This window comes from Chryseolinea serpens (genome assembly GCF_900129725.1).
In the GTDB taxonomy this organism is placed as follows: Bacteria; Bacteroidota; Bacteroidia; order Cytophagales; family Cyclobacteriaceae; genus Chryseolinea; species Chryseolinea serpens.
Genome location: NZ_FQWQ01000002.1, coordinates 895,439 through 907,805 on the forward strand (window position 1 = coordinate 895,439; position 12,367 = coordinate 907,805).

9 protein-coding genes are annotated in these 12,367 nt (G+C 51.0%); 3 read left to right on the forward strand and 6 right to left on the reverse strand.

Features of this window, described 5'->3' with window-relative positions:
• Positions 1 to 157: 157 nt before the first annotated feature.
• Together BUB30_RS17630 and BUB30_RS17635 are read right to left on the reverse strand one after the other, a co-directional pair.
• Positions 158 to 1,732, reverse strand: a complete 1,575-nt coding sequence (locus BUB30_RS17630; RefSeq protein ID WP_073136465.1) for a RagB/SusD family nutrient uptake outer membrane protein — start codon at positions 1,730 to 1,732, stop codon at positions 158 to 160.
• An 18-nt stretch (positions 1,733 to 1,750) separates the two neighbouring features.
• Positions 1,751 to 4,849 (reverse strand): SusC/RagA family TonB-linked outer membrane protein, encoded by a 3,099-nt coding sequence (locus tag BUB30_RS17635; protein WP_073136467.1) that lies wholly within the window; start codon positions 4,847 to 4,849, stop codon positions 1,751 to 1,753.
• 196 nt (positions 4,850 to 5,045) lie between these two features.
• On the opposite strand from BUB30_RS17635, the gene BUB30_RS17640 reads away from it, so the two are divergent.
• From BUB30_RS17640 to BUB30_RS17650, 3 genes are all read left to right on the forward strand, one after another.
• Positions 5,046 to 6,149, forward strand: coding sequence for an acyltransferase family protein (locus tag BUB30_RS17640; protein ID WP_073136468.1), 1,104 nt, complete (start codon positions 5,046 to 5,048; stop codon positions 6,147 to 6,149).
• 152 nt (positions 6,150 to 6,301) lie between these two features.
• Entirely contained in the window at positions 6,302 to 6,748 is a 447-nt protein-coding gene (gene tnpA, locus BUB30_RS17645; RefSeq protein WP_073136470.1) for an IS200/IS605 family transposase, read from the forward strand.
• 543 nt (positions 6,749 to 7,291) lie between these two features.
• Positions 7,292 to 7,939: an NADPH-dependent F420 reductase gene (locus tag BUB30_RS17650; protein WP_073136472.1), complete on the forward strand. Its 648-nt coding sequence runs from the start codon at positions 7,292 to 7,294 to the stop codon at positions 7,937 to 7,939.
• A 28-nt stretch (positions 7,940 to 7,967) separates the two neighbouring features.
• Here the strand turns inward: BUB30_RS17650 and BUB30_RS17655 are convergent, their stop codons facing one another.
• From BUB30_RS17655 to BUB30_RS17670, 4 genes are all read right to left on the reverse strand, one after another.
• The gene (locus BUB30_RS17655) at positions 7,968 to 8,519 is read right to left on the reverse strand and encodes a hypothetical protein (RefSeq protein WP_073136474.1); all 552 of its coding nucleotides are present in this window, start codon (positions 8,517 to 8,519) and stop codon (positions 7,968 to 7,970) included.
• Between the two features lie 3 nt (positions 8,520 to 8,522).
• The gene (locus tag BUB30_RS17660; RefSeq protein ID WP_178377140.1) at positions 8,523 to 9,065 is read right to left on the reverse strand and encodes a hypothetical protein; all 543 of its coding nucleotides are present in this window, start codon (positions 9,063 to 9,065) and stop codon (positions 8,523 to 8,525) included.
• Between the two features lie 168 nt (positions 9,066 to 9,233).
• Positions 9,234 to 10,493 (reverse strand): toll/interleukin-1 receptor domain-containing protein, encoded by a 1,260-nt coding sequence (locus BUB30_RS34665; protein ID WP_178377141.1) that lies wholly within the window; start codon positions 10,491 to 10,493, stop codon positions 9,234 to 9,236.
• Positions 10,494 to 10,854: 361 nt separating this feature from the next.
• Complete coding sequence (locus BUB30_RS17670) at positions 10,855 to 12,237, reverse strand: Gfo/Idh/MocA family protein (RefSeq protein ID WP_221408736.1); 1,383 nt, start codon at positions 12,235 to 12,237, stop codon at positions 10,855 to 10,857.
• Positions 12,238 to 12,367 lie beyond the last annotated feature (130 nt).

Genomic DNA, 12,367 nt, shown 5'->3' on the forward strand with positions numbered 1-12,367 from the left:
ATCATCCGCGGGCATTTTACTTTCAGGGCCAGGTCACGTGGGATTGTGCTGGTCACGATCGCTTTGCCTTTGAGCAAGGTAATGGATAACCCTGAAAATAAACAGCGAAGGGTGATGGCCCTTCGCTGTTTTTATTTCACTATAGACACCGGGTATCCTAGTAGTTGGGATTTTGCTTGATCTCGCCGGCGGTTCCCTTGGTGCGGTCGATTTCGCTTTGCGGGAACGGATAGACGTTAAACTTATCGTCCCAGTCGGTCGGGAAGATCGTGGGACCGAGGCCCCAGCGCACGAGGTCATACCAGCGATGTCCTTCGAAGCAAAGCTCCACACGTTTCTCGTGTTGCAGGTCTGCCAGGGTTGCCACACCAGGCAGGGGTCCAAGGCCCGCGCGATCGCGGATGTCGTTGATCTGGGTGGTAGCTTCCGGGGCACGACCTTGAGCCAGCAAGGCTTCCGCGTAGAGCAGCTTCAATTCGGAGAAGCGGAACGTGCGCTCGTTGTTGAAGTTACCCTGGTTGTTGCCTGAGAAATCGCCGCCCACGGAGTTGCGTTGGCCGGCATATTTCTTCACCACATAACCGGTTTCCGACCACAGCGGATCGTAGGGCAGCGATTCTACGCCGCTGTTCCAGATGTAGTAGGTGTCGCCAGCCTGGTAGATGAATGCATTGAGTCGCGCATCGTTGGCTTCAAATTGGTCCACCAGGTCTTGCGTGGGCACCCACCATCCGTTCTTTCCGCCGGGAGCGGTTTCCGTGGCTTCGAAGTTGCTGGCATCCCAATACATGGAGCGTCCGGTTCCTTGCGATGCCTTGAAGCTTTCGGAGTGCGTGTCGTCAAACACCCACACGTTGTCGTCGGAGTGGGGTCCGCCAAACTGGACTTCAAAGATCGATTCCTTGTTGTTCTCGTTGTCGAACGCAAAAACATCCTCCAGGTCTTTCGCAGGATTGTCGGTGTCGATCAATCCATACTTGCCGGCATGGCCTACGCCGTTGTTGATCACATCTTCAAAAGCGGTGATGGCGGCGGGCATGTCGCCTTTCCAGATGTTCACTTTGCCGATGTAGGCCATCGCCGCCCATTTGGTGGCACGGCCGGTGTTTTCATCGCCCCATACTTCGGGAAGGTTGGCAAACGCATCGTTGAAATCGCCGAGGATCTGTGCAAACAGTTGGTCCTTGGTGGCGTTGGGTACCGAAAGTTGTGTGAGGTCCTTGAACGTTTTGGTCACAATCGGCGGTGTGCCGAAAAGTTTCAACGCTTCAAAGTGAAAGAAGGCCCGCAGGAATTTTGCTTCGCTGGTATAGAGCTTCTTCTCATCGGCGGTCAGCTCGTTCTCCATATCGATGTGTTCCAGCACCGTGTTGGTGCGATAGATGCCTTCGTACAACTGCGTGTAGATCGCGGCGAAGGGTTTGTCGCTGGCGCGGATGTTGAGGTGATCGGCATCCTTGGAAATGTTGTCGGCACCGGGTTGGGCCGACACGTCGTCGGTCACCACGTCGGTGATCTTCCAGAATTCGCCCGACTCACCGAGGGTTTCCGTACTCGTTCCCCAGAAGTCCTGGATCGAAGAGTAGGCAGCAAACATGGCGCCATCAAACTCGGCCGCCGTCTTGTAGTAGGCATCGGCCGTCAATTTGTCGAGGGGCTTCAAGTCCAGATTGTTACAGGAGTTACAAATCAGGAAAGCGGCCACCAGGTATAGTATTTTAATTGGTTTCATAATTTTTTCATTACGAGGTTAGAACGATACCTGCCATCCGAATTGTATGATGCGAGGTTGGGGTGAGCTACCACCGTCTTGTCCGGTAGCCAACGGTGTTTCACCTTTCTGGAAGCTTTGACCACGGGTCACTTCAGGATCGAAGCCCGAGTACTTCGTGAAAGTATACAAGTTCTGCGCGGCAACGTAGACGCGGAAACGCGTGATCAAACCGCCCGTCCAGTTCTTCAGTTGCGTGGACGGAATGGCATAGCCGAGCTGGATGTTGCGGATGCGCATAAAGCTTCCGCTTTCGATCCAACGATCGGAGTACCGGTTGTTCTGGTTGTCGTCGTCGATGGTCAGGCGTGGCATGGAGTTGCTGGTGCCTTCTCCCGTCCAGTGACCCAACGTCGATGCGTAGAAGTTGGTGGCACTGCGCAAATCTTCGCCCTGGGATCTTGCCTGGTTGTATACTTTTTGTCCGGATACGCCGGCCAGCAACAACGAGAAGTCGAAGTTGTGGAAGCGCGCCGAGGCGTTGATACCGTAATAGAATTTCGGTATGTAGCTACCCAGGTTGGTGCGGTCGTTGGCGTCGATCTGGCCGTCGCCATTCACGTCCTTAAAGCGGATGTCGCCAGGTTTCCGGCCCGAGGAAATTCTGTCGGGAACCGCTGCATCGATCTCGGCCTGGTTTTGGAAAATGCCGTCGGTCTTGTAGCCGTAGAAGCTACCGATGGGGTCGCCCACTTTGGTGCGGTGCGTGGAAGCTCCACCCACACCGCTGATGATCTCGGGGATGGTTCCCAGGTCGAGCACTTCGTTGTGCACCGTCGTGATGTTACCACCCACGCTATACTTCACCTGACCGACCTGACCGTTGTAGGTCAATGCCATTTCGATGCCTCGGTTCACCATCTTGCCGATGTTGTTGTCGGTGGGGAGGAAGAAACCGGAGGTATACGGCAGCGGGAATCCCAGCAAGATGCCGTTGGATGTTTTATTGTAGTAGTCGAACGTGAAGTCTATTTTACCACTCAGCAAGGCGATGTCGGTACCAATATCGAATTGTGTACCGGTTTCCCATTTCACATCGGGGTTGGCGAGGTTGATCGGGGCCGGGCCGCGCACGACGGTCTGATTTCCTGTTCCCACTACATAAAAGATCGTGGGTTGCAGGGTGGTGAGATAGGGGAAGTTGGTTCCGGTGAATTGGTTACCGGATTGTCCCCAACCGGCACGGATCTTCACATCATCGAATATGCCGCCTTTCGGGAAGAAGTTTTCCTGGCTGATGCGCCATCCTGCCGAGAACGAAGGGAAGGCTTGTGAACGCTTGTTTTCTGCAAAACGGGAAGAGAAATCTTTCCGGATGTTGAAAGTGAACAAGTATTTATCAGCGTAGGCATAGTTGATCCGTCCCAGATAGCCGCGCAACGCCCAATGGTCTGCTTCGTTGGCACCCGCCACCTGCACGCCGGTCGATGCAAACTTGATCGCCGTGTTAAAGAGGTCGTTGCCTTGCAAACGCAATTTGTCATAACGGAAGTTGGTCTCTTCATGACCCACCAGCACGGTGAGATCGTGTTTACCAAAATTCTTTATATACGTCAGCGTGTTGTTGAAGTTGGTGGTCATTTCGATGGGCCGCTCCTGCACGAGCAGCGATGACTTGGGCAAGCCGTTGAAGCCCACATCGCCCTGGAAGAAGTTACCATCGCCCACGTTATAGTCCACACCACCGCTGATGCGGTATTTCAGTCCTTTGATGATCTCGAGTTCACCGTATACGTTGGCCAGCACCTTGCGGCTCAACACCGTGGTGTAGCTGTAGTTGGGATCGGTGCGCATCACGTAGTTGTTGCTGTTCCCTGCCGAGCCGCGATTCTCCACCGTTTCGGCATTGTAGCCGCCGGGTCCGTTGGGATCGTATACTTTAAAGAACGGTTGGTTCAGGGCCGAGTTGAAGGCTGCATAGATCGCGTCTTCGGATTGGATCATGCGATCAACCGAACTCAACAATAAGGACTCCCCTATTTTAATACGGTCGCCCACCTTCACATCGGTGTTGGCTTTAATAGAGTAGCGTTTGAAGCCCTGGCCCAATTCAAGACCTTGTTGGTTCATGTAGCCCACGCCCACAAAATAGTTGGCGTTGGGTGTGCCGCCGCTCACGCCGATGTTGTGGCTCTGCACCTTCGAGGTGCGAAACACCTGGTCTTGCCAGTTCACATCGGGCTGTCCTTTGAATTTGCTAAAGTCGCGATTGACGGGGTCCAGCTGCGCTTGCATGTCGATGTACTGATTCGTGTTGAGCACATCGAGTTTTTTCCAAGGTGTGCCCGCACCGGTATAACCATCATACGTTAATGTGGCCTTGCCGTCTTTACCGCGTTTTGTAGTAACGATGATCACACCGTTGGCAGCGCGCGCACCGTAGATGGCGGCGGCGGATGCATCCTTCAACACGTCGATGGACTCAATGTCGGCGGGGTTGATCCCGGCCAGCGGGTTGGATTCGGTTGTGGAGGATGTGTTTACGGTGATGTTAGACGTTTGCACGATGGGTACGCCGTCGATCACCCAAAGGGGTGAGTTCACACCGGCTGTGCCGACGCCGCGGATGCGCACATCGATCGGGGCACCCGGGTCACCGCTGCGGTTGGTGATTTGCACCCCCGCTACACGTCCAGCCAAAAGCTGGTCGGGGCTGGTGATGGGTTTCGATCCAATGTCAATGTCGGACGCGCGTAACGATCCCACCGCACCGGTGAGGTCAACTTTGCGTTGGGTTCCATAACCAACCACAACCACTTCTTCCAGCGCTTTTGTGTCCGAACCCAGGGCGGGATTGATAACGGTTTGCGTTCCGACCGGCATTTCAAGAGTTTGAAAGCCGATGAAGCTGAAGACGAGCACGGCATCATTGCCGGGTACTGCAAGCGAATACTTTCCGTCGGCATCAGCAGTCGTGCCGACAGAGCTTCCCTTGATCACAATGTTTACGCCGGGTAGAGCATCTCCCGTGTCAGCATCGGTAACTTTTCCAGTGATGGTTTTTTCCTGTGCATACACACCGGTAGCCACCACCATAAAAAATAGCCAAAGCCATTTTTGAGGGGTAAAATGTTTCATTAAAATGAGGGTTAGAGTGATTCAAAATGAGGAACTTTTATTTTCGATCAATTGAAGTTAGGTAAAGATCAGCGCGAACATCGAAATCAATCGATCTATTTATCCACAAAATGCAGTGCAAACGTTTCGCCAACAGGCGCAGGATTTGTTGAAGCTTATACTTCTGCTTACCATCGTACTCTAAACATCCCGTAAAATGACCTTGCCCCAGACACCTTCCCGCTTGCTTTCGCTCGACTTCATGCGCGGTTTGATCATGATTTTCCTTATGGGGGAAAGCATCGGCCTCTATGAACATTTGTTCGAAGCCACCGAGGGCACCGTACTGTCGCACGTGTTCATACAATTCTTCCACCACCCCTGGAACGGCCTGCGCTTCTGGGACCTCATACAACCCGGTTTCATGTTCATGGCCGGCACAGCATTGGCCTATTCGCTGCACCGTCAGCAGCAACAAGGCATGGCGTGGAGCGAATCGTTCAAAAAAGCATTGAAACGGTCAGCATGGCTTTTCTTTTGGGGTGTCCTGGACTATGCTGTACGCAGAGACGGATTGGCGTTTGAGCTTTGGGATGTGCTCACGCAACTGTCGTTCACTACACTAGTGGCGTTTTTAATTTTTAGATGGTCGATGTCGGCACAACTGGTGTTCAGTTTCGGATTGTTGTTGCTCACGGAGATCCTCTATCGCTATACCCACGTGCCCAATTTCGACCAACCGTTCACTGACCAACACAACTTCGGCAACTATGTCGACCTCTTGCTGATGAACAAAATAAACGATGGCGGCTGGGTAGCCATCAACTGCTTGCCCACAGCTGCCCACACCATCTGGGGCGCCATCGCAGGAAAATTATTGCTTTCGGAAAAAACGAATGAACAAAAATTGAAGTGGCTTGTTACCGCAGGCGCTGTTGCGCTCGTGCTGGGATTTGCCATGGACTTCACCATCACCCCCATCATCAAGCGCATCGCCACCAGTTCTTTCGTGCTCGCCTCCGGCGGCTGGTGCCTGCTAGCGCTGGCGTTGTTCTATTGGTGGATCGACATCAAAGGCCATCGCAACCACTTACAGTTCTTCACCATCGTGGGCATGAACTCCCTCTTCATCTACCTCTTCATGGAAATCGTCGCCAGCCGCTGGTTCAACGGCTACATCGGCGCCATCACCAACGGACTCCTGGGCTTTGTGAACACGCCAGCGCTGCTGATGGGATTCATCACGTCGGCGGTGTTGTTTGCTTTGGATTGGGGGTTGTGTTACTTTTTGTATAGGAAGAAGATATTTTTTAAGGTGTAGGCTGATAAGCTTTCAAAACAGAAACACAAGGATCACGTTCGAACTCCATATTTTAACATCTTTTTGTAACTTTTAGACGTCATAGGTTTCTGGTTTGTCCATCTGGAGCATTACTCTCCCGGTTTATTGTAACGCCAATAAAAGCGCAACCTATGAACAGCTATCGTCAAATTATCTATCACATTGTTTTTCTTACAAAAAACCGAACGCCCGGCATTGAGGACCGTTATTGCCATGATCTGTATCGCTATATCGGTGGGGTCATAAAAAAAAGAAACTCGATCTACTATGAAATCAACGGAGTTGCCGATCACATTCACATCCTCTCCGACTTACATCCCAGCATCGCCCTCGCTGATCTCATAAAAGAAATAAAAGTCGCCAGCAGCAGTTGGCTGAAACAAAGTGGCAAGTTCCCGCACTTCGATGGATGGCAAGAAGGCTACGCGGCCTTCACCTACTCCATCAAAGAAAAGCCCAACCTGGTTCGCTACGTCCAAAATCAAAAAATCCATCACCATACCGAAACCCTGGAAGCAGAATACAAACGACTATTAAAGGAGCATGAAATAAAATATGACGAACGATATCTGCTCTGAACTCCACAGCACAACGAAACACCTGGGCATAACGTCTTCCTTACCCGAACATTAATAGACAAATCAACTGCACCTAAGCCCGTAGGGCTTCCCCATCATAACGCCCGGTGCAACCGGGCGAGCGGAACCCTCCGGAGTACAACCCTGTAAGGGTTACCCCATTTGGAATCCTCTCCCATCGATCGACTCGCATTATGTTGCGCGCAACCATTCGGAGTGAAATTGCCGTCACTATCCATCATGCCGAATCTCCAAAAATTAACTCTCTTACCCAGATATCTTTTGAGCATCTCTCACTAAAATAGAGACTAAGCTTGCGTATAAGATTCCCCCCTAAAGGGTAACCCCGCTGGGGTTGAATTGATTTCTGGTCCTGCCCCCAGCTTCGCTGGGGGTTATGATGGGGAAGCCCTACGGGCTTGTTGAACTTTTCGCAATCTAAGGCTTCAGTTTAATTTTAACCTTTTCTTAAAAACTTATCCGCTCTGTTTACGGTTTGTTCTCATACCTTAATGTTTCATTTTTTAACAAAACACTACCTCCATGACCCTAAAAAAAATCGGCATCCTTGGCTCTGGCGAAGTGGCGCAGTCTCTTGGCGAGGGATTTTTAAAACACGGCTTTCAGGTTACGCTGGGAACGCGCGACGCGAAAAAATTGGCGGATTTTAAGCGTGAGCATGCCGCTGTTCACGTGGGAAGTTTTGAAGACGCTGCCAAGTTTGGCGAGTTGATCGTGCTGGCCGTGAAGGGCACCGCCGCCGAAGCGTTGGTGAAATCTGTGGCGCAGGCGCTGAGCGGCAAAACTGTGTTGGATACTACCAATCCCATTGCCGACGCTCCGCCTGTGAATGGCGTGTTGAAGTGCTTCACTACGTTGGATGAGTCCCTGATGGAGCGGTTGCAAAGACTTGCCCCTGCAGCAAATTTCGTGAAGGCATTCAACACCGTGGGCAATACGTTGATGGTGAATCCTGTGTTGCCGGGTGGCAAGCCTTCCATGTTCATTGCGGGGAATAGTGAGAAAGCAAAAAAGGAGGCCAAAGAAATCCTGGACTTGTTTGGTTGGGAGACGGTGGACATGGGTGCCATTGAAGGCTCGCGGGCAATTGAACCGTTGTGTGTGCTGTGGTGCATTCCCGGGTTCTTGCGGAATGAGTGGTCGCATGCGTTCAAGCTGGTGAAGGCCTAAAAAGGTCATATCGCGCGACGGGCATCTCTCAAGGTAAATATTTATAGCAAATGACTTCATTTGAATCTTCGTGAACGACGACCCTTTCAATGACAGGGCTCTGGCCTGGCGCGAAGTTTTGAACACGTTCCCGTATGTAGGCCCCGGCGTCTTCGTAGTTTGCTTTTGAGATCGTGTTGGGTTCGCGGCGAGCGGGAATTCTCGCGCCGAAGTCGTAGTAATTTTTTATGGACTCAATGATGCGCGCTTTGTCGGCCTGGGATATTTCTATTTCAAACATTTGATAGGCTCCCCAAAAACCATCATCATCGGTTTTCACGATTTGGAAATCGTCGTACAGCATGATGTTTTGGTTGGCGAGGAACTTTTCGACATCGGATTTGGTGTAGAATTGGTCATGGAAAAAACCATACGCGATCAGCAAGATCAGACCTCCGAACAGGGTTGAGGAAAGGATGATCGCGGCTTTTTTGTTACCCCTTCTTTTCGGGATCCAATAACACAAAAAAATTAGACCGGCCACGGCCAGGATGAACACGAAGGCAATGATTCCCCAAAACGCTACTAAATCCATGTCCATAGATCACACTTTCTCTTCATGGGTTACATGGTCTTTCATCATGAAATGCAGATCGCGTTCAAGGTCATATTTTGTTGCGCGCATGCTCCGCTTCATACGGCGATAGGAGCCTCCGAACATGAAGACGGCATGAATCGATATAACGAGCAATGCAATACCACGCGCGTCTTCGGCAATGTCTCCGAACAAAAAGAAGCTCAGAGCAGAAAGATAAACGACGGTCATAATAATGTAGGGCGGGATCATCCATCCGCTAAAGCCATTCAACTCAACATCAATGATCAGTTTGTTCCCGGCCTGTTGGAGTGTTCCGCTGATCGATGGCGACGTTGTTTTATGGTCGTATTTTCGTTTCCGTCTTATTTTGAATTCATCGTTTTTCATCGTGCCCTTGTAGACCCTGTTGTTCGCGGAGAACTCTTCAAAAAAGTCGGGGCCTGGGTCGTCCAGGTTGGCGATCAGGATTTTTGCAAAATCGGATTTATTCATGGACAGCTCGATTTGAAAACTATCGAGCAGGCCGATTTTTCTAAGAAATTCGTTCATGTTGAGATTGATGGAATGCCGCACAACGCTGTTAGGGCTCGCCCGCAAAATATAAACAATTATGAAAAAAAGGTATGGTGCGTCAAAAAAGTAAGAAAGGTAGGGCTGGGTTCTAGCGTCTTTGTTGTCGCTCGAAATCATGTTAAACCGAAAAGTCGCCATCCTTCGCTAAAGCGTAGCAATGACCTTTTTCAAACCATCAACTACGTCGAGCCAGGCCTTGTCGCGCGATGTCCAATCGGATATGGGTTTTAAGTTTTTTGGAAGCGCTGCAAATTTCTGCAAGGGCAGGCTTTTGAAATCGCAGGGACGGATAATAATGGGGATGATGATCGCATCGCCTTCTTTGTTCCTCTCCAGTGCGCGCTTGATCTCCACTTCATTTATATAGTTGGAATTCATGAACGTAGAGCTCACCAGGAAAAGAATAATTTTGGATTCCTCCAGTACCTGGCAGATGGCGTCATTCCAAACATCGCCGGCCAACAATTCCTTGTCCGTCCAGTCTTCAATGATCTTATTGTTTCGCAAACCACTCAAATGCTCCGCGAGCGCGTCCTTGAACTTTTCGTCCTTGCGGGCATATGAAATAAATATCTTTATGCCGGCTGAACTCTTTGGTTTGGGAGCGGGGGCCACTGGTTTCGGTTTATACACTGGAGTTGTCAAACCGCCGGTGTGAGAATATAGCTTCTTACCCGCCGATGGGCCTGTGAGCACAATGTAATAGTCATACCCATCAAGCTCGATCTCGCTCGGCTCTGTCGTCGTTCTAATGGTGATGGGATTGCTCACGGAAACCAGTTCGCCTTCCTTGTCTAAGTATAGTATGGCCGTGGTCCCTTTATCGAAGCGAACAGGATCCAATATAAATCGTTCTCCGGTTGGACTTCTTTCGTATTGCTTTGCAATTGTTTGCATTAAAATATAACCGAATTCATCGAGGTTGCTCAATGCGCGCGTTACCATAAAATTTGAATATTCCAGGAGGCCTTGAGTAGGAATATTCCACCGATCGTCATCTGACAAGCTCTTGTAGACAACTTCAAACAACTCGCCAGACGCTGCACTGGCCCGTTGCTGCATCTTCCAAAGAACGGCATCCATCTTCACCCGGATTTCCGAACTATACTCTCGTCGCTGGATATTCGAAGGTTTGACCCAACCCTTGTGAGACCCATTACTTACCTCTATAATATGATCGGTTTCTCCATTCGAATACGGCAAGGTAAAACCGACGATGGTCACCTCTTCGCCGGGTTTGAAATTTCCGGGAACATATCCCCTCGAATCGCCGACAAGTTTAACCGTCATGCCTTTGTGAAGCTCCATGACCAGGTCTCCTTTGAGGGCGACGATTTCGTCGTATTCCTGTTCAATCCTATTGTATCCAAAAAGATTGTGCTTGAGGTTTATATCTTCGCTCATAGTGTGATAAAAGAAAATTTGAAACTTCGCTTTGAGGAATACTCCGGCGCACTTACCACTATGAAGAAGGCAAATAAAAAAATGACAGACTACAAATGACCGAACAGGTAAGCGAGAGGGAATTAATCCTAAAATACCAAATTGTATGCGAAGCATCAATAGCCTAAGTGGTCATCACTAAAAAAAGGGATGCTAGCGCATGAATCCGCGGCTGTAAAAAATTGGAAGTTTAAACGTTGCAAGGATCGGAATACTTCAAGGCTAAACCGCTTCGCCTACGCTAAAGCTTCGGCGGGCAGGCAAAAAAAAAACGCAAAGAAGTTGAATCTCCTCTGCGTCTCCCTGGCGTGAAATGTATTTGTCAATACTCGCTCTCCAACCCAAACACAGGCTTCCGCGTCTTCCAGGCACCCTTCGTAAAGTCAGGGATGTCCTGCACCTGTCCTTTCTCTGCAATGGACTTCTCACTCAACGGCGTGATCGCATACCACGTCGCCAAATCATACACGTCTAAAGGAAAAGGAATGTCGCGTTTGATGCATTCGATGAAGGCGTTGTCGACAAAGAAGTCCATGCCGCCGTGGCCGCTGTCGGCGGCGTTGGTTTCGTATTTTTTCCAGAGGGGATGGTCGTATTCTTCCATGTACTTCTTGGGGTTCTCCCATTCGTGGTGGGGACTCTTGTCTTCGAAGTGGATGAAGCCTGATTCGGGTTCGCCCGAGCTATAGTCTTGCCAGATGCCGTTGGTGCCCTGCACGCGGAAGCCGAGGTTGTAGGGACGCGGGCTCGAGGTGTCGTGGGTGAGCAGGATGGTTTCTTCGTTGGCGGTCTGGATTTGGGTGGTCACGATGTCGCCCAACTTGAAGGTGGCCTTGGCATTGGGATGGTTGGGGCCGCCCTTGGGATTGTTGACGATGAAGCGGTGCAGCCCCCGCGACTTGGTGGCAATGGACGACAAACGCGTGAGCCGGTTGCCGCGGTTGATGTCGATCATGTTCGCCACAGGTCCCAGGCCGTGAGTGGGATACAATTCGCCGTTGCGGGCCTGATGTTGCAGTGTGCGCCACTTGGCTTCGCTAAATCCTTTCGCGCCAAACTCAACGCCTTCTGTGTGAGGTGCGCCGCCGTTGAAGAGCACCTCGCGCAGGTCGTGTTCATAGCCGCCCTGCACGTGGAGCATTTCGCCAAAGAGGCCCTTCTTCACCATGTTGAACACCGCCATGATGTCGCGGCGGTAGCAAACATTTTCGAGGGCCATGAGGGGCACCTTGGTTTTTTCATAGGCGTTCACAAAGTCCCAGCTGTCCTGGAGCTTCATGCCGCCGCACACTTCCATGGCCACGATCTTACCGGCGTTCATGGCATCTACGCCGTGGGGCAAGTGCCAGTCCCAGGGCGAGGCCACGAAGACGGCGTCGATGTCGTCGCGTTTGAGGAGATTTTTGTAGTCGTTGGGGCCGTTGGTGTATTCCACCGGCGCTTTCTTGTTGTATTTGGCGACCAGGGCTTGGGCCATGGCCATCATTTGTTTGTCGGGGTCGGCCATGGCGATGATCTCTACGTCGTTGCGTTTGAGCATTTCGCTGAGGTGGGTTTGGCCGCGGAGGCCCACGGCGATGAAGCCGAGGCGTACCTTTGTTCTCTTCTCTTCGGCGTAGGCTTTGAGGTCGGCAGCGCTAAGGGTGAGGGCGGCGCCGGCCATGAGCGTTTGCTTGATAAATCTTCGGCGGTCTACTGTCATCATAGGAGTAAGATAGGTGTATTTCGATTCAATTTCGTTTCGATTTCTGGCATTTTGCCTGTGAATCAAAATCGTGCAAACGTTTCGCCAGATTTTTGTTGATAAAATAATTCGGCATTGCCGTAACATTGTC

Coding starts and splice junctions, on each gene's coding strand:
- tnpA (WP_073136470.1), top strand. CDS start 6,302: ATGAACAGCTATCGTCAAATTATCTATCACATTGTTTTTCTTACAAAA.
- BUB30_RS34665 (WP_178377141.1), bottom strand. CDS start 10,493: ATGAGCGAAGATATAAACCTCAAGCACAATCTTTTTGGATACAATAGG.
- BUB30_RS17630 (WP_073136465.1), bottom strand. CDS start 1,732: ATGAAACCAATTAAAATACTATACCTGGTGGCCGCTTTCCTGATTTGT.
- BUB30_RS17660 (WP_178377140.1), bottom strand. CDS start 9,065: ATGAACGAATTTCTTAGAAAAATCGGCCTGCTCGATAGTTTTCAAATC.
- BUB30_RS17635 (WP_073136467.1), bottom strand. CDS start 4,849: ATGAAACATTTTACCCCTCAAAAATGGCTTTGGCTATTTTTTATGGTG.
- BUB30_RS17640 (WP_073136468.1), top strand. CDS start 5,046: ATGACCTTGCCCCAGACACCTTCCCGCTTGCTTTCGCTCGACTTCATG.
- BUB30_RS17650 (WP_073136472.1), top strand. CDS start 7,292: ATGACCCTAAAAAAAATCGGCATCCTTGGCTCTGGCGAAGTGGCGCAG.
- BUB30_RS17670 (WP_221408736.1), bottom strand. CDS start 12,237: ATGATGACAGTAGACCGCCGAAGATTTATCAAGCAAACGCTCATGGCC.
- BUB30_RS17655 (WP_073136474.1), bottom strand. CDS start 8,519: ATGGACATGGATTTAGTAGCGTTTTGGGGAATCATTGCCTTCGTGTTC.